Here is an 18,022-nt window from a genome sequence, read left to right as displayed (position 1 = left end):
CACTACGCGCGACCAAAATACGACTCTGGGGCGCATTGTGACCAAATTGAATCTGATTGCCGGCGAATGGCTGGCAGGTGAATCCGAAATCGAAAACCGCAACCCTTCGGACCTGAGCGATCTGGTCGGCACCTTCGCGCAGGCCAGCGCAGATCAGTTGGAAGCCACGCTGGATCAGGCGCGTGCCGCGCAGGTCGAGTGGGCCGCCTACCTGCCCGAACGCAAGCAAGCGGTTCTGAACGCCATTGGCACCGAACTCATGGCCCGGGCCGAGGAACTGGGCACGCTTCTGTCGCGCGAAGAGGGTAAACCTCTGGCCGAAGGCAAGGGCGAGGTCTATCGCGCTGGTCAGTTCTTTACCTATTACGCTGCCGAGTGCCTGCGTCAGATTGGTGAGAACGCGGATTCTGTCCGCCCCGGCGTTGAGATTGACGTGCGGCGCGAGGCCGTGGGCACTGTCGCCATCATCAGCCCGTGGAACTTTCCGACCGCGACCGCCTCGTGGAAGATCGCACCGGCGCTGTGCTTCGGCAACGCGGTGGTGTGGAAGCCTGCGAACATCACCCCGGCCTCGGCCGTGGCGCTGACCGAGATCATCGAACGTCAGGATATCCCCAAGGGTCTGTTCAGCCTTGTGATGGGGTCCGGGCGCAGCATCGGGCAACGGCTGGTGGAAAGCCCCAAGGTGAACGCGATCTCTTTCACCGGGTCGGTGCCGGTGGGCAAGGGCATTGCGGCAGCGGCCATTCAGAACCTGACCAAGGTGCAGATGGAGATGGGGTCCAAGAACGCGCTGGCCGTGATGGACGATGCCGATCTGGACCTGGCGGTGACACTGGCGCTGGGTGGTGCGTTTGGTGGCACCGGACAGAAATGTACGGCCTCGTCGCGGCTGGTGGTCCATGCGGGCATCCATGATGCGTTCGTCGAGAAACTGGTCGCCGGTGCGCAAGCCATGAAGGTCGGGCACGCGCTGGAAGACGGCACTCAGATGGGACCGGTCGTCAGCGAGCAGCAGTTGCAGGAAAACCTCGCCTATGTCGATCTGGGCAAGTCTGAGGGAGCGGAACTCGCCTGCGGGGGCGCGCGACTGGAGATGCCGCATGACGGGTTCTATATGTCGCCCGGAGTGTTCCTGAACACCACCAACGACATGCGCATCAACCGCGAAGAAATGTTCGCGCCGCTAACCAGCGTCATCAAAGTAGGCAGCTATGAGGAAGCGCTGAGCGTCGTCAACGACACAAATTTCGGCCTGACCTCGGGCATCGTCACCCAAAGCCTCGCCCGCGCCACCCATTTCCGCCGCAACGCGCGCACAGGCGTCGTCACCGTGAACCTGCCCACGGCGGGCACCGACTATCACGTGCCCTTCGGCGGGCGCGGCGACAGCTCTTACGGCCCGCGTGAACAGGGCAAAGCGGCGGCGGAATTCTACACCACCGTCAAAACCGCTTATATCAGCGCAGGAACCCCGGTCTGATGCGGATCGACGGGCTGCAATACGCGAATTGGTCGGAAAAGATATTCCGGCAACTGCGCGAAGGTGGTGTGGACGCCATCCACGTCACCATCTCCTATCATGAAAACTTCCGCGAAACGGTTCTGAACTTTGAAAAGTGGAACCGCTGGTTCGAGCAATTTCCGGACCTGATCATGAAAGGCCGTTGGGCCAGCGACATCGACACAGCGCGCGAAACCGGGCGGACGGCGGTGTTTTTCGGCTTTCAGAACCCCTCGCCCATCGAAGACGATATCGGTCTGGTCGAAATCCTGCACGATCTGGGTGCCCGGTTCATGCAGCTCACGTATAACAACCAATCCCTGCTGGCGACCGGCTGCTATGAGGCCGAAGACACCGGCATCACCCGTATGGGCAAGCAGGTGATCAAAGAGATGAACCGCGTGGGTCTTGTGGTCGACATGAGCCATTCAGCCGATCGTTCGACCATCGAGGCTGCTGAATTGTCCGAGCGCCCAATCGCCATCACGCACGCCAACCCCCATGATTGGGCCCCCGCCCTTCGCAACAAACGCGACGCAGTAATCCGGGCGGTAACGGAAAACGGTGGGATGCTGGGCTTTTCGGTCTACCCTCATCACCTGAAAGGCAAATCCGCCTGCACGTTGGAGAGCTTTTGCGAGATGATCGCCCGCACCGCCGACAGATACGGGGTTCAGCATCTGGGGATCGGCACCGATCTGTGTCAGGACCAGCCCGACAGCGTGGTCGAATGGATGCGCGTCGGACGCTGGACGAAAGAGATCGACTATGGCGAAGGCTCGGCCTCGGCCCCCGGCTTTCCGCCGATGCCCGGCTGGTTTCAGGACAACCGCGATTTCGGAAATATCGAGGCCGGACTGCGCGCAGTTGGCATGAACGCAGATGAGGTTTCGGGTATCATGGGCGGGAATTGGTACCGCTTCTTTGATCAGAATTTCGGACCGCAGGGGAAATGAACGAATCCGGCCACCATATCGCCCGCAGAGACCCCGCTCAGGTCATGCGCCTGTCGCGGCTAGGGTCCCTGCACCAATGCCGCCTCAGCTTTATGCGGCAGTTGACGCGACGCATGGCGCGCGAGGAATGGTCCTTTACCCGACCTGTTTTTGACATCGACGCAAACGGGGTCGGCCACGCCGTCTATGCCGCACAAGGCCCGGACCATGCCTATTCGCTGGTCGCCTTCGCACATGACCTGCCCCCCGAACAACGATCTGACCGGGTGATTGCCGAAGCTTGGGACGCCACTTTCACTTTGTTCGACGGCGTTCCGACCGCGCAGGATATCGAACGCCTTGCCCAGAATGTTCCCTTGCAGGAGGCTGGCCGCGTCAGTGAACGGGAATTGTCCCTGTCGCGCGCGAACCGCTCTGTGCGCTTATGGGCGCATGTCGTCGACAGGCTGGCCGATGGCCAACAACCGGACCTCGATCAAATTTACGACGTCGGCTACCTGATGCGCACGACGGCTGTGTACGGCTCTGGCAAATTCGGCGCGGCGGACCGGGAAAAGACCGCCGACCGCCCGGAATTGAACGCCCCGTTCCAGACCGAAATGCTTTCGGTCTACCTGACCCGCACATTTGTCCGCGATCTGGTTCAGCACATGGCCCGCGTCAAAGGCGGAGAGAAAACAGCCGATCTGGACCCTGCCATCGCCCGCTGGCTGGGCATCGGCAATTCGACGGGGCTGGGTATGGCGCCGTTTATCGTGAACCATCCGATCCTGTTCAACAACTGGATCATGGTGCGCGAAGAGGCGATCGCGCGCGTGCGGTCCTTGCCCAGAGCCTCTGACGTGGAAATCGCGCAATTCCAGAGCATTTTTGACCGCAGCAAATTGTCGTTGTCGTGGTGGCAATCCGAGCATCCTGTCCAAATCAGGAAGCTGGCGGCGTTGACGTCAGACATTCAGGAAATCTCGAACCATCTGGACGGGGATGTCCTGACGCAGGACAACCCGTGGGACCGCCTGATCTTATGGGCGGAGGACGCGCTGAGCGAGGAAGGTCAGGAATTGCTCGCATCGCTGATGCTGGAGCCCTATGGCGATCTGGTGGACGGGTTGGCAAGTTGCATGGCTGACAACAACCTGAATGCGCAAATCATCGACGGTGCGATGCCGGTGTCCGAGGTCCGCGATCTGATCCTGAGCAACTTTGAATGGGCGCTTGAACTGGATTGGGCGGCCGAGCCGAATTGCGCCCGCGCCTGGTATGTGTCCGAAGAAAAGCTGGAACCCAGATTGGGCGAACGGTTTGAAGAACCCATCGCCGAATACGAACAACCCCTGGCCCCCGCGCGGGACGCAGCGGCGGCGTATAAGGTGCTTGCTGACTGGCACGGCGAGACTCCAATCCGCGATTTCCTGTTGCAGCACCCGGAACATCGGCACACCATCCGGCGCGCACAGATTGGACGTGTCGCCCCCTACGGAGAAATCCGCGACAACACGATCAGCGCCGAAGTCATGCCCATCGACATGCTGCGCGCCAAGCTCTCGTTCTTTGGCGCAACCCATTTCGACCCACGTTCTGATCGTTGGGTTCGGATCTGCATGTATGCAGGCGCGCCCTATCCCGAAGAACTGTCTGATGACACGGCGGATACTTGGGTCTACCCGGAGCCTGCAGCATGAGCTTTTCGCTAAACGAGATCGAAGCGACCGCCAAACGTGCCGCCCGTGGCGCAGGTTATACTTGGGGGCATGCGGAAGAGGCGGGAAAGGCGACCCGCTGGCTTTGCGCCCAAGGGTTGGACGGCGTGGCGGCGCTTGCATCTTTGCTGCACCAGAATCTGGCACACGCGCCTGAGAAACACGCGCCCTGTATTTCCGGTGAAACCTGGACCGGAACGGATGTGCTGTGCCCGCTTGCCACTGGCTGTGCGCTTTCTGACAGTGCGGGAATCTTAGGGGCAGCCCCCGTCACGATAACCAATGTTAGTGCTCCCACATTGCTGCTGCCCTTCACATCCAACGCCGCTCGCATTTTGAACCGAGGCGTCGCGATCACGATCGACGGCGCAGAGGCGCAAACAGATGGGATTGCCCTGCACCTGACCGGGGCGATGCCGGATCAGGCCCAATCCGTTACTGTGCGGTTAGCAGAGGTTGCGCCCCTGCCTCATCAGCGGCAGTCACGCGCAACACCTGATCCGGCGGCTTGGTCCGCCCTGACCCGCTTTGCCCACCGCACCTATGCTCCCGCAACCGAAGAGTCCCGCCTGCGTGGTGCTGGCGCGGGTCTGTCCGACAACGATTAAAGAGATTGAAATGGTTGAAACCCGCACCCTGACCCTGACCGAAATCGAAGACCTCGCCTTTCGCGCCCTTGTTGCCGCCGGTACAAGCGAGGCCAACGCGCGCCCTCTGGCCGTTGCAACAGCCGCGACCGAGGCGGACGGAGTCGCCAGCCACGGCCTCGCCTATATCCCGATCTATTGCGAGCATGTTCAGTGCGGCAAGGTCGATGGAAAGGCCCAGCCGGTTCTGGCGCGCCCCCGACCCGGTGTGGTTTCGGTGGATGCCGCCACTGGTTTTGCGCATCCGGCCATTGACGCCGGGTTTGATGCGCTGATCCCTGCCGCGCGCGAACAGGGCATTGCGGCGCTTGCCATCCGCAACAGCTATAACTGCGGCGTTCTCGGCTATCACACATATCGCCTTGCACAGGCTGGGTTGGTCGGGCTGGGCTTTACCAATGCTCCAGCATCCATCGCACCGTCGGGTGGCTCCAAACCCGTGGTTGGAACCAACCCATTCTCGATCGCTGCCCCCGGCACGGACGGCCAACCTGCGCTTTTGATCGACCAAAGCGCCAGCACCATTGCCAAGAGCGAAGTTATGAAACACGCCCGTGAAGGAAAACCCATTCCGGTTGGCTGGGCGCTGGACGCTGACGGAAACCCCACGACCGACCCGAATGTCGGCCTGAAGGGATCAATGGCACCTTCGGGGGGCTACAAGGGAGTGGGCGTCGCGTTGCTTACGGAAATCATGGCGGCCGCTTTGACTGGGGCCACTTTGGGCCTGAACGCGTCACCCTTTTCCGGAACGGCCGGAGGGCCACCGAAAACCGGGCAGTTTTTTATTGCAATCGACCCTTCGGCCACGTCCGAGGACGCGTTTGCATCAGGTATCGGCGAACTCGTCTCTGCGATCCGTTCACAAGACGGGGCGCACCTGCCCGGGGACGGGAGGTGCGCCAAACGCATTGCTGCGCAGGATACTGGAGTAGCAGTCAACGTCGCCACGCTGGGCAAGATCGAAGCAATCCTCCAGTAACCGACCTTTACTTTGACCTCACTGGATGAGTCGCAGTTTCTGGATCGAGCCCGCGATGGACACGAACGAGTCGATGATCTCATCACCCGTTACTTCGTAGTAGTGAGACGGCGATGAGGCGCATGCCCTGATTTCGGCTGCTGCCTGATCGGACGTTTCGAAAGCAACGGCATAGATAATCACGTTGTTCGCTTTGGCCAATTCGCACTGCTGCTTGAACAGTTGAAGGTTCGTCGTCTGCGAAGACGTAATGGTCGTGTCTTCAGACGGGCGGGATATCAGTTCCGTCAAACCGTTTTCCTCTTCCATCTGGTCGGTGGGACGAACCTGCGGGCTGGTGCGGCCGTCCGTCATGATCACGATGTATTTCGAGGTGTCCTCGTGATCCCAATTCAGCGGACGGTTCGCGAACTCTGCCGGGATTTCACCTGCTGCGCTGAGATGCGCAAAGGCGTCACGTGACGAGGGATCCAGCAGTGCCAGCGCGTATTTCAGGCTGTAGTTGGTCCCCGTACCGTCGAACAGGCGCAGATTGTCGATGAAGTTGTTCAGCAAAAGCTCGTCGTTCTGGGCGTATTTGATGCTCATCTCATCATCAGGGCACCAACCCCAATTCTGAGTGGTCTCATCATAGTCCCAGTTCACGAAGTAAGGCACCTGAACATTGGAAGCCGACGGGAGCTGAGAGGTCATGAAGTCCGAATACTCCATCTCAAGACAGGACGACACATTGTTTGGAATGGTCGAAACGTAGGAGTAGAACTCGTCGAATTGATACTCCAAATCCACCTGATTGAATTTGGTAGACCCGTCAGTCGTAACCGTACGATCAATACTGAAGTACTTCGTGGTCTGTTTACCACCTTTGATGGACGCCCCCAGCATCTTGGCTGTGTCCGGTAAAGCTTCGGTTTTCGAGATGATGAAATCCTTCACGTAGTGATGGTAGGTATCCACGTCATCCTTGTTGAAAAGCTCAACATCGTTACCCGGATACCCTTCGATCTTCGCTGAGAAATCCGCGACACCATCACTTGGATTATCTGTGTCGAACCAGAAGACGACGTTCGACACGTCCTGCTCCCATTCCTGGAAGTAGTCTTCTTCGGTCGTTGTCCCGAAACGCTCGCCACCCAAGTATTCAAACATTGTGGCGCCCGGGTTGGTTTGACCTGCGAACGGAACCACACTGATCGAAGTTTGTTTATCAGATTTTTGACCAGTGCTTGGGTCCTCGTTCCTGCTCAGGCTTTTTGTGATGAAAGCCTTGGCCGCTGCCTGCATTAGCTCCATGCGGTTGTTGCTTCCCATACTGCCCGAAATGTCGATCACCAGGGAAATTTCGGTATGTGGGGCAGCTTCATTTGCCGCAGATGATACGTTCAGCGGCAGCGAATCCACACCGCTGAACTGCATGAAATTCGTAGAGAACTCTTTCGACAAGCTGGCGGTAACGGTACGATCCAGATAGTCATCCTGAACGCTGATGCTGCTTTGGTACGCCCCCAGCCCGCGCACGTCCAAATGGGCTTGTACCACCTCAGCCGGATCCAGCTTTTGCTCAAGGCTGGCCGCCGAAAGTACGGCATTATCAAGCGTCCACTGAAGATTGGCGCGGTCGCGCTCATAGTTCATGACGTCGACGGCAATACCCGTCAAAGCAAAAATGGTAACAAACATGAGCAAGGCAAAAATTGTTAACCCGCCATCTTCCTGCGTCGCGAAAGATTTTGACTGTTTATTACGCAACATAAAGCGTTGCGATTTCGAAGACCCCCAGACACGTCCTGACGACATTTCGCTCTCCATTGCATCAAGATATTTGTGACACGATGCAGGATGAATTTGCCGTCAAGAAGTCGTCGAGTTGGCATTTAGGCTACTCGAAATTAACCGTTAATTAATCAAAGATGAATGTGTTTTTTACCTAATATGAACGTGCGGGCTTGAGACCTTCGGCGGGCAATTACAATTCCAAACGCGGCAAATCCAATTGTGGGTTCATTTCAAATGGACCGCCGAGTTTTTGCCACTCAAAGACTCAGGACACTGTTTTCTTGCTTCCGGAATAAACAGTCACGCGGCACTCCAACCCCCCCATCGACTTGGACCTTCCCAAGTCCAGTTTCGCTCCGTAGGCGTTAAGCAAATCGACTGCGATCGCCAGTCCCAGGCCACTGCCTGTCACCGAAGTGTCCAACCGCCCCCCGGATCGCAAAGCTTCGCGCCGATCTTCCTCGGTTATTCCCGGCCCGTCGTCTTCAATGCAGATTTCGATGGTCTTTGATTTTGATGTGGCCGACACCCGCACCGACGACTTGCACCACTTCAGGGCGTTATCCATCAGATTGCCCAGGACCTCTTCGATATCCTGCGGGTCCATGCGCACCCACAGCCCCGAGGGGCGCGCAACCTCGAATGTCTTGCCTTCTCTTTCCGCCATGGACGAAAACAAACGCGCGAGCCGGTCGATCGAGTTCGACAGGTCCGTTTGCAAATGGCTCAGTTCCGCGGTGTTCATTGCCCGCATTCTTGCCAATGACCGGCTGAGCTGCGCATCAATTCTACCCAAGGCTTCTTCGGCGATTTCCGTCTCGGAACCGCTTTCGGATAGGTTAATCAATTCGTTGCGCAAAATGGCCGTTGGTGTCTTTAAAGCATGGGCAAGATCCGCAGACTGCCGTCTTGACCCCGCGACAATATCGCGGTTTCGCCGCGACAACTGTTTGAGTTCCTCAACAAGCGGCGACACTTCCTCGGGATAGTCTTCCGGCTTCAAACCTTCATCCGTGTCCCAGCGATGCGCCACATCATTCCGAAGTTTCTGCAAAGGGCCCATGATGACCGACACCAGCAGCAACGACCCTGCAACGCCGATCAGCCCAAGCAGTGCAAAGGCGGGCAACAGGCTGCGCTGTGCTGCGCGCCTCTCTTCAAAAAGTTGCGCGCGGCTTTCGGCGACGCTGATCCCCCAGATGGTTCCGTCTTCGTAGGAAATCTCCTGGTAAATACTCCGAACAGCCTCTCCGTCCGGGCCTGCCGTATTCCACAGGGCTGGCTCCTCTGACGCAGTTGCAGGTTCGGCCAGCGTTTCGTCAAACAAAGAGGACGAGGTATAGGTTTCGCCGTCACTTCCCGTCACTTGCCAGTACCGACCTGAATACGGCGTGCTATAGGCCGGATCAAACATCAGATTGCGCAGTGCATCGGGGTTTTCGGTCGTCACGCTCAGACCAACCACAAGTTGAGTATGGCGGTCGCGCAGCGCGGTATCGAACTGGTCTGACACTCTGGCGTTGATATAGGAAAATACGGCCAGAGTGCTCACTACGACGGACACAGCGCCGGACAGCACTCCTCCCAACAATGCCCGCTCACGAAGTGAAAACATCATTCGCTGTCGATCATGTAACCTCGGCCCCGGACGGTCTTGATCAGGTCGGACCCCAGCTTCTTACGCAAGCGCGTAATGAACACGGCAATCGTGTTCGAATCCCGATCTCCGTCATATTCATAGATATGTTCCGACAGCTCCATTCTGGAGATCAGGCGGCCGCGATTGTGACAAAGATACCCAAGCACCGCGATTTCCTGAGCGGTCAATTCGACGGGAACGCCTTTGACGGTCACGCGCCCGTTCTTCGGATCCAGAACCACATCGCCCATTTCGATCAATGGATTAAGTTGCCCGCTTTGACGACGCAGAATTGCACGTATCCGCGCGGCCAATTCCGGCATGTGGAACGGTTTGACCATATAGTCATCAGCGCCCGCATCCAAACCATCAACGCGATCGCTCCAGCCATCGCGGGCGGTCAGGATCAAAACAGGGGTTTTTACGCCTTCATCACGCCATTCGCGCAGAACCGAGATCCCGTCCCGTTCTGGAAGGCCAACGTCCAGAATGATAACGTCGTAAGGTTCGGTGGAGCCCAAATGAAGGGCTTCCAGCCCAGTATGGGCAATATCAACCACGCGCCCTTCAGCATTCAGGAGCTTCTTTATTTGTGAGCACAGGTGCGGCTCATCTTCTGCCAGTAATATTCTCATGCGAAAAAGTTACAGGTATCGTCGCGATTGTTCATCAATTATCTCTTCCCGCCGCCACTGTTTCCGTTTCCGCCACCATTGCCGCCGCCGTTGCCACCGCCACCGTTGCCGCCGCCGCTTCCACCACCGTTGCCGCCACCGCTGTTTCCGCTGCCGCCACCGCCACTGTTGCCGCTATTACCGTTGCCGTTACCACCGCTATTGCTGTTGCCGTTACCGCCGCTATTCCCGCTTGCGCCACGGTTGCCAACACCACGGTTTGCTGAAAGACCATTCAGGTTAGCCTGCGCTTTCGCGGTTGCCGAGTTGCCAAGATTGGATCGCGCCGCTTCCTTTATCTGCCGGCCGAGGCTGGACTTGTTCGGCACCACAAACCCGGTCTTTGCATCCACTATCACACTGATAATGCTACCATTCGTCTTTTTAACCAAGATGCGGTAATAGATCCCTTCGGCCTCGAATGCGCGCGCGTCGACAGGTGTCCCTCCGAATATTTTCTCGACACCTTTGATCACGTTTTTCAGGCGAATTGCACCACCTGATCTTGTGACTTTTCGCAGTTCCGAATGCTTAAGCTCGCGTGGCGCAGCATCCCCTTCTCCTACAAGGAGAAGAGAAGCACAGACCACTATCGCAAAATGCTTCATCATCGACGTCACTCAAAATCGCGCTCGAGAGCGTAAAGCCTAAAAAAAACAAAGTGAACCGTTGATTAACAATCGGTTTCGCGTGTGTTCAGCCTACATCAGTTCAAATGAGTGCATCAGGTGATTCTGTTACGATTGACTACGTTTTTGAAAAGAGATTTGCACGAGAGCTCAAAATGAAAACCAAAACCGCCAGCCTGCTGAAAGCCACATCAATCGCAATCGCCCTTACAGGGTCTGTTGCAATCGTGGGTGTGATTGCCGTTCCTGATGCCGCCATCGCAAAAGAAGGCAATGGTAACGGCGGCGGCAACGGCAATGGTGGCGGCAATGGTAACGGCGGCGGCAATGGTAACGGCGGGGGCAATGGCGGCGACAAAGGGAAAAGCGGCGGCTCCGAGAATGGTCGCAAGGGTCAGGGTGCATCAGGGGCGAACAAGGGCCAGGGGTTTGGCCTTTCCGGTCGCGGTTTCGCCAAGACGAATGGCTCCGGCTCGAAATCGGGAACAGGCAAAGGCTTTTCTCTGAAAAGCTTCTTTGAAGGCACCAAGACTACGAAATCCAGCCGCAAAGCAACTTCAACATCGTCGAAACCGGCTAAGAATGTAGAAGTGACCCAGTCCATTCGTCCAACTGCTCGCACGGCTGGGAATAAAGCGGCTGCGTTGTTGGCCGCGCATCCATCAGAGCTGGGCGCGTTGAACGCCGCAAATGCAAGCGAAACCGCGCTGCTGAACGCCTCGCCAAACTCGCGCGTGGGACGGATAGCCGCGTATCGTGACACGGTTCTTGCGGGGGAAGAATTGCGCGAAGACCTGGAGGAAGCCCAAGAATTTCTGGATGGCCTCAAGACACCGGAACGCCCAATCGACTTGATCGAAGATGATCTGGAAACCGCTCTTTCCGAGGTACAGGAGAACCAGGAAATCGTTGATGGCCTTCAGGAACAGGTGGACGAAACCGACGAACCAAGCGACGAGTTGCTGGGGCAGTTGGAAGCCGCCCAAGGTGAATTGGACGAGTCAATCGACGAAGCTCAGGCCCTGAACGATGAGCTTCAGGCCGCCAACGAATACGAGGACGCGGTGGAAGAGGTCGACGACCTGACCGAGCAAGTCGAGGCACAACCTGAGCTAGAACGTGAGGCGTTGGAAAACGCCGCGAACAAACCTGTAACTGACGAAGTGGAGGCAACGGTCAAAGCCATGCTTGGCCTCGAATAAATTCTGAACTCCTTGCCCAAATACTCACGGAGGCAACGAGTGCCGGGCCAGCCTATACATCCACCTACATGAACTCAGGCTGGCCCGGAAACCCGAACAAAGATTTTTACCGGAAGCGTCTTCATTTTTTCGAAGCGCGCATATTACTTACTCTAGAAGCGAAGAAAGCCCGCCCCTTATTGGGGGCGGGTTTTCACTTTGTCTGAGTGTCAAAGTAATAGCCTTGGCAAAACTGGCTATTTGTACGCGTAAAATAGTTAACAGCTCTTCGAGAGCCTTCAACGAAACCGAAAAAATCAAAGCGTTGGATTTTAAAATGGTGCCGGGGGCGGAATCGAACCACCGACACGAGGATTTTCAATCCAATTTGGTCAAACGTTCACTTGAAAACGGCTGCCTATTTTATTGGGCCTTAGAAGATCAAGGATTTGTTTTTAAGAGATTTTTCAATCTTCCGTAGGACTTCCTTAAGCTCATGCCCGAAGAACTTCTCGCCCAGATCGAGCTTTGTCCACTTTTTTTGCGATGGTACAGAAGTGGTACAGGAAGAAACATTCGGATTTTCCATCAATTTCGTCATTGTTTCACGCTGCAAGTACAACGGCCTCTAGGATAACGCCTAGAAACAAAAAAGGTACTCTGGCCCTTACTACTCTTTTTCAAAGCTGCGCAGATTGCGTACTCAGTTCAGATCGGCGTGGATCGTTCTTGGGCCGGTTTGGCGCCATGGCCTCGACAGATCGGACTTTAATGCTGGGCGCTTCACTAGCACTGGCATGGCGTGAGGGTAAAAGGCGGAGCAACATGATGAAACTAACCGGTTACGAGCAGTGGATACCGAGTTCACGGCACTAAGTGCTGTTTTAGTTTTGCAACAATTGGGGTGATAAAGGAGATTTGGTCTAGAAACTTTTAGTCACGCCGATAGTGATGTTATCAGGTTTCTCCTCAAGATTGAAACGGCCCAAAGAATCTAATGATTTCAAAAAAATACTTATCCAAGCTCGCTGTTGCTTCAGCGTTTTTGTTTCCTTGTTCTTCAGAAGCTGTCGCTCAGGGCTCAAGTTGGACTGTCCAAAACGATGAAGCGCGTACGTGCAACCCAAATCGCCCGGACAACTGCATTGCCCTTCGGTGCGCATCCGGCAACAATTATGTGCTCAATGTAACGGGCGCTGGAATTCGAAAGGGCATCGGTCAGATTTCAGTCGATGGATATCGCTCTGGCCGGGGCGAGTTCGTCGAGGATCGCGGTGGCGCTTCTATTCTTGTGGATCGCAACTCAGGCGTCGTTTCCGATATGCGCAGAGGTTCCAAGATGCGCGCGAGTTTCGGATTTCGGGCTGTCACAGTCTCGCTCCGCGGGTCCTCCGCGGCCATCAAGTCCCTTAAGGCGATTTGCTCGGGTTCAGGCCAAGCGAAAGACGCTAGTTCGGGCTGGTCAGCGGGGTACAAGCGCAGAACCGATGAGTCCACATTTGAGCTGGACATGGATCCGGTGCCCTTCAATGCGTTCGGTAAACGCTTTGCGGCTGACATCCCGGGTAATGACCTTCGAACCCCTTTAGACCGGAGTTTGATGCGAGATCTGTCCAGAAATCAGTGCGAGGCACTTTGTGCATGGACAGAGAATTGCCGTGGGTACACCTGGAACGAGGACGCCGGGCGCGTCTGTTTGTTGAAGTCCCGGGCTGGAAAAATGGTTTCGTTCAAAGGCGCCGCTTCCTCTCATATCCAGATAGAAAACAAATCGATACCATACCCACCGACACGTGGACCGCTGCCGAAAGTCGACGCAACGGTCACCTGGAAAGAAGGGGACACAGAAGAAGGTTTTGTATCGCGTGTGCGAAAAGCATCGGCAGGGCTGGGGCAGTCGTGCAATGCCGAAATGGAGGCCTTGGAACGCCTGGCTTCATCGCTTCAGATCAGTGTCCCACAGAAGACCCAGCGCGTGGGTGCGCCGGTTGAGATAGAGTGGTCCGGCAATTCGCTGGAAGACCGCATTCCCGTCTGGATCGTGGCGAGTTCACCTGACCATTTTCGAACCAGGGGTTTGGGTGTTATGACGCTTGGGCCCGAGGCGCTTGGCCCATTCGGCCTAAGCCACGCGAAGCAACAAACCCGCGCCTTTGTACCCCTGTGGGCCAGAGGCACCGGGACATCAGGTAAAGTCGCCATCGAGCCACTCAAAGCGGGAAAGCTGGAGCTGGATGTCGCTCTTATCGCTTACCTGCGTGCGTGTGACAAAGAGGTTGTTCTGGATACGCAGTCATATGCAATGCCAGTCAATCCCAAGCCGGCGCAATTGGTTGTCGGAACGGCGGAAAGCCAAAAAGATCTGACCCATTACGTCGATATTCCACAGTTTGACCGAAGAGTTCTTGCCGGAGAGAACAGGTTTCGCATCATAAGTTCCGCCACAGGGTCCGAGATTGTTGAGAGAGCAGGTTCAAACGCCACCTTGTCTCCGACTGGGCGGTTTTTGATCGTGCTGCATGACGAGCATCACGAGTTGATAGATGTTGTCGATGGGGAAACGGTCGGCAAACTCAGAATCTATAAAGACACGCTCTATTGGGGAGCTGCCGACAGTTTTGTATTCGGCTCGAATGCGCCTTGGGGAAAAGTTGAGGCGGCTCTAACATTTAGCAATCGAAAGGTGGTGGAAAATCAACTCACAGGTCCCGCCTGCTGCGTTGCCAATCCGGATGCAACGCAAGTCCACTTCAGCACTGAAAACGCGTTGGTAGAGGTCAGGGGATCATTGGGGTACGCCCTAAGCCCGTTGCATGGAAGTGTTTTCGCACGCGAAGGCGTTGGTACGGGTTATCTGTCCACACAAGATTGGTCACCCGCTTTGCAAGTGACCCTGTTGCGAAGCGTTGGGCTTGTTTCACCGGTTTCTACCGAGCCAGGGTTCAGTGCGACGAATCTTGCCAAAGCCGAGCAGAAGCCGATTGTCGAAATCGGAGTGGCGGTCAACAATCAGGTTGCTGACGAAAAAATCCAGATGGCTTCTTTGTTCAGAGGTGCTGGTGGTGCAGAAGCAGGCGCCGAAGGTGCTTTCGAGAGGATAGGAATCTCTCTGGCGCAAGGAACAAGAGGCGAAAGACTTGTTGAGCCGGAAGAGACACCTCTTGGTGCCGAAGGGTCGACGTACAGAAACGCGCAAGAGTTGAAGACACTTAAATCAGCCCTTCAGGATGTGACCGCAAATACGAACTGGCGCGTTGAGTTGCTTCCTGAACCGGCCAAAAACCTGTCCGCGGGATCATGCTTCGATTACCTTGGCTCACGCCGAAACGATGGCTCGCTCAGTTTGCCTGTAGAGGCTGACATAACAGAGCAAACGGTTTTGCCGACTCCGGGATATTTGGCAATTCCAGAGAACATTGCTCAATTGGACAAAATCTCATTCCGGGGTGGAAGCGTTCTGGTCGGGCGTGCGTATTGTGTTTCGGGTGCAACCGGTGGATCGCTAAGAGGCAGCGTGCATCTGTTTGTTTTGAACACGACAGATGAAATGAACGTTCAGGTTCTCGAAGACGCTTCGATTTCGCAAAACCACTTCTTGGGGGCAAACTACGTCCGCAGTTTTGAAGAGAACATATTCGACGCGGTTCTTTTCGGGGAAACACTTGTATTGCTGGCACCTGGAAATGGCCGGATGATTGCCTATGACCTCAAATCCGGCAAGGTCGTGCGCGAGTTCGAAGATTTGCCTTCCGGCGACCTTTTGGTCGACGTGGCCCTGACTGCCGACGGCTCTCATATCATCCAGATAAACAGCGACGGCAGTTTCTATGGGTGGAGCATCTCGTCCGGCGAACAAGCTTTTGCAGGCAGGGTGGTTGAAGACGAGATAGCCGTATGGTCGCCCGAGTATTTCTTTGACGCCACGGCAGAAGCCGCCAGCCTGATTGACCTCAGATTTCCCGGGTTGGATGAGCAGTTCAGCTTGGACCGGTTCAGCGCCAAGCTTTACCGGGACGCGTTGTTGCCATCCCTTCTGGGGGCTGACGAATTTGAACCTGTGGAAATCTTAATTCCGCCTGCGTTGTCTGGCCAGCTTACGACCGATGGGGCACAAATCCACGCGGAAATCGAATTGCAACCGGATCGACAAGCCACCCTGCTTCAGGTCTTTCAGGATGGGATTTTGACCAATGAACTTCAGATTAAGGAAACGGACTATTTCGTCGACACAACGTTTGACCGGCTTGCAGGTGCACAACATGCATCAATCATTGCCGTGTCAAAGGAAGGGCTTGCCAGCACCCCGCTGACCGTCGACTTGGGCAAGCCTCTTGTTGCGGCGGAAAACCGGGCCCTGGCAATAGCCGTCGACCGCTACAAGCACCCCCGGTTGGAAAACCTGAACTACGCCAAAGCAGATGCCGACCGGATCCTGACAAGCCTGGCCGGAATTCCGGACGGGGACCTTGCCTTTGACAAGGCAAATTTCATCGGTGGACGGCGTGCAAAGCCGGATGAGGCGCTCACAGGTATTCGAGACTTGTTGAACGGTTTGGACAAGACCGGAAATGCGGTTTTGTTTCTTGCCGGTCACGGGCTTCAGGGCGACGACGGGTCCTTTTACCTGGCAATGCACGACACGGATCCGAGTGATCTTAAGAATACGGCCCTCAACTTCGAAGATGTCGCGGCGATGCTTCGGCAGACCGAGGCGCGCATTACAATACTCATCGATGCGTGTCATTCAGGGGACGCCGGGTCCGGCATGTTTGCGACCAACGACGGCGCCTTGAACGGCCTAACGAACCTTCCGGAAAACATCACCATCCTCGCAGCCGCGAAAGGGCGCCAGTTTTCCATTGAATCCGATGAACTGGAAGGAGGACTTTTTTCAGTTGCCGTGGAGCGGGTCATTAACACCCAGAGGGACGCATACGATTTGAACGCGAACGGGCGCATCGAGTCTTCAGAATTGGCCAATGGAGTCAAATCCATCGTTCGCGCCCAGAGCGAAGGCCGTCAAGTGCCCTGGATGACGAGAGGGAGAGTCATTGGTGATTACTCACTATTTTAGTTCAGCCGCAGTTCTTGTCTCAATAACACTTGCACCATCGATAGCGATGGGAAGCTGCTACATTTGCGATGAGGTTGTCGAAGTAAATGACGTGATCGCGGACTGCGTGATATCCGAATATGAAAGCATCGCGAACGAGGTTTCGAGGAGCGAGAACGGAAGATCAACCATTGATCTGGCAGCATGTAGTGCGTCCGCGAAAGACGGGGTGAAAAACCGGGCGCTTTCGTCTCTGCCGGAACTCGGACATGCTCACGAAAGCTCGAACCTGAAGACCGTCTACATTTTGGACGAATTCGGCCTGAACTGCCTGAAGGAATTGATCGAGAGCCACAGTGGGGAATTCGATCCTACAGTCACTTTTGACCTGTTTGAGAGCTGTTAATGTCCAATACCGAAGATGATCCCAAGCTTTTTGGGATATCGATAACATTCCTTGACGGACTCGCCGCACTTTTGACGATCATCGGATCGCTTGGGATCGTCGTCGCTGCTTTTCAATATGTTAGTGATGCCAAGGGTTTGCGTGTCGAGAGAACGCTCACCTATATCGAAAGATGGGAGAGCGATGGGGCAAAAGATGCATATGATCTTTTGGCCAGAGCCCTTGCTCTCGAGTTTGAAAAGATACCGGCCAACGAAATCCACAATGCCCGCGAGAACGGTGCGTTTCGCAAATTGCTGTTGACGCGCGTGACAGAGAACATCCTCGTGGATTCCGAAAACCAGAATGCCTTTGAAACAGTCACCTACTTCTTCAACAGCCTGGGCCTCTGCCTGGAAGGAAGAATATGTGACAAAAAGACAGTTCAAATATTCTTCGGAGGGACCGCTGCTCAGTTCATGGAGTACTTTGCCGAACCACTCGACGGCATAGTCGAACCTGATCATGGCTATGGGTCAGGATTGTCTAAACTGAGAAAGATAATAGATAGACGCTGATTTTTGCCAAATAGATATGTGCTTTGGACCTGTCCCGTCGTTGAGCCGCCCCAAGTGTTCAATTAGGCCACCTTCCGCCCGAATGCGACCGGGATTTTCTTTCCGAATGTGAGTGCGCCGGCGGGGAATGTAGAAACTGTTGGTGTATTCTGAGCTATTAAGCACACGAACTGATCTGTCATTTCTGCCTTTTTGGGGGCGCCGGAATGAGCAGCCTCATCTGACTGGTCCAAATTGATTGTTAGTGCATCGTCGGCCTGTAATCCATTGGGATGATGGTTTCAGGTGCTGGCGGGCGATAGCCCAGTGCACTGTGGG

The 18,022-nt window shown here is 55.7% G+C and carries 13 protein-coding genes; 9 read left to right on the top strand and 4 right to left on the bottom strand.

The window, feature by feature from the left end; genetic code table 11:
- Window positions 1-37: 37 nt before the first annotated feature.
- Genes ACR0MS_RS17185 through ACR0MS_RS17165 form a run of 5 tightly spaced genes read left to right on the top strand, consistent with a single transcriptional unit; the run spans window position 38 to window position 5,789 of the window.
- Window positions 38-1,483, top strand: coding sequence for an aldehyde dehydrogenase family protein (locus tag ACR0MS_RS17185; RefSeq protein WP_480576562.1), 1,446 nt, complete (start codon window positions 38-40; stop codon window positions 1,481-1,483).
- Window positions 1,483-2,460: a membrane dipeptidase gene (locus ACR0MS_RS17180; RefSeq protein ID WP_480576565.1), complete on the top strand. Its 978-nt coding sequence runs from the start codon at window positions 1,483-1,485 to the stop codon at window positions 2,458-2,460. The genes ACR0MS_RS17185 and ACR0MS_RS17180 overlap by 1 nt, the downstream gene beginning before the upstream one ends.
- The gene (locus tag ACR0MS_RS17175) at window positions 2,457-4,142 is read left to right on the top strand and encodes a hypothetical protein (protein ID WP_480576568.1); all 1,686 of its coding nucleotides are present in this window, start codon (window positions 2,457-2,459) and stop codon (window positions 4,140-4,142) included. The genes ACR0MS_RS17180 and ACR0MS_RS17175 overlap by 4 nt, the downstream gene beginning before the upstream one ends.
- The gene (locus ACR0MS_RS17170) at window positions 4,139-4,768 is read left to right on the top strand and encodes a DUF3726 domain-containing protein (protein ID WP_480576571.1); all 630 of its coding nucleotides are present in this window, start codon (window positions 4,139-4,141) and stop codon (window positions 4,766-4,768) included. The genes ACR0MS_RS17175 and ACR0MS_RS17170 overlap by 4 nt, the downstream gene beginning before the upstream one ends.
- A gap of 10 nt (window positions 4,769-4,778) precedes the next feature.
- Window positions 4,779-5,789: an Ldh family oxidoreductase gene (locus ACR0MS_RS17165; RefSeq protein WP_480576574.1), complete on the top strand. Its 1,011-nt coding sequence runs from the start codon at window positions 4,779-4,781 to the stop codon at window positions 5,787-5,789.
- Between the two features lie 18 nt (window positions 5,790-5,807).
- Here ACR0MS_RS17165 and ACR0MS_RS17160 read toward each other — a convergent pair whose 3' ends face one another.
- The 4 genes from ACR0MS_RS17160 to ACR0MS_RS17145 form a co-directional block, all read right to left on the bottom strand.
- Window positions 5,808-7,541, bottom strand: coding sequence for a pilus assembly protein TadG-related protein (locus ACR0MS_RS17160; RefSeq protein WP_480579000.1), 1,734 nt, complete (start codon window positions 7,539-7,541; stop codon window positions 5,808-5,810).
- Window positions 7,542-7,830: 289 nt separating this feature from the next.
- Entirely contained in the window at window positions 7,831-9,183 is a 1,353-nt protein-coding gene (locus tag ACR0MS_RS17155) for a sensor histidine kinase (RefSeq protein WP_480576579.1), read from the bottom strand.
- The gene (locus tag ACR0MS_RS17150; protein WP_480576582.1) at window positions 9,180-9,839 is read right to left on the bottom strand and encodes a response regulator transcription factor; all 660 of its coding nucleotides are present in this window, start codon (window positions 9,837-9,839) and stop codon (window positions 9,180-9,182) included. The genes ACR0MS_RS17155 and ACR0MS_RS17150 overlap by 4 nt, the downstream gene beginning before the upstream one ends.
- A 38-nt stretch (window positions 9,840-9,877) precedes the next feature.
- Entirely contained in the window at window positions 9,878-10,489 is a 612-nt protein-coding gene (locus tag ACR0MS_RS17145) for a hypothetical protein (protein WP_480576585.1), read from the bottom strand.
- A 173-nt stretch (window positions 10,490-10,662) separates the two neighbouring features.
- Here ACR0MS_RS17145 and ACR0MS_RS17140 point away from each other — a divergent pair, with 173 nt between their 5' ends.
- The 4 genes from ACR0MS_RS17140 (at window position 10,663) to ACR0MS_RS17125 (ending at window position 17,704) form a co-directional block, all read left to right on the top strand.
- Window positions 10,663-11,709, top strand: coding sequence for a hypothetical protein (locus ACR0MS_RS17140; RefSeq protein ID WP_480576588.1), 1,047 nt, complete (start codon window positions 10,663-10,665; stop codon window positions 11,707-11,709).
- A 1,846-nt stretch (window positions 11,710-13,555) separates the two neighbouring features.
- Window positions 13,556-16,762 (top strand): caspase family protein, encoded by a 3,207-nt coding sequence (locus tag ACR0MS_RS17135; RefSeq protein WP_480576591.1) that lies wholly within the window; start codon window positions 13,556-13,558, stop codon window positions 16,760-16,762.
- A complete protein-coding gene (locus ACR0MS_RS17130) occupies window positions 16,743-17,147 on the top strand; it encodes a hypothetical protein (RefSeq protein ID WP_480576594.1) in 405 nt (134 codons plus the stop codon). Before ACR0MS_RS17135 ends, ACR0MS_RS17130 begins: the two co-directional genes overlap by 20 nt.
- On the top strand, window positions 17,147-17,704 hold the full coding sequence (locus tag ACR0MS_RS17125) for a hypothetical protein (protein ID WP_480576597.1): 558 nt from the start codon (window positions 17,147-17,149) through the stop codon (window positions 17,702-17,704). Before ACR0MS_RS17130 ends, ACR0MS_RS17125 begins: the two co-directional genes overlap by 1 nt.
- The last annotated feature ends 318 nt before the right edge of the window (window positions 17,705-18,022 follow it).

The organism is Ruegeria sp. CJ2, from assembly GCF_056536745.1.
This window is presented reverse-complemented; position numbering and strand designations above follow the sequence as displayed.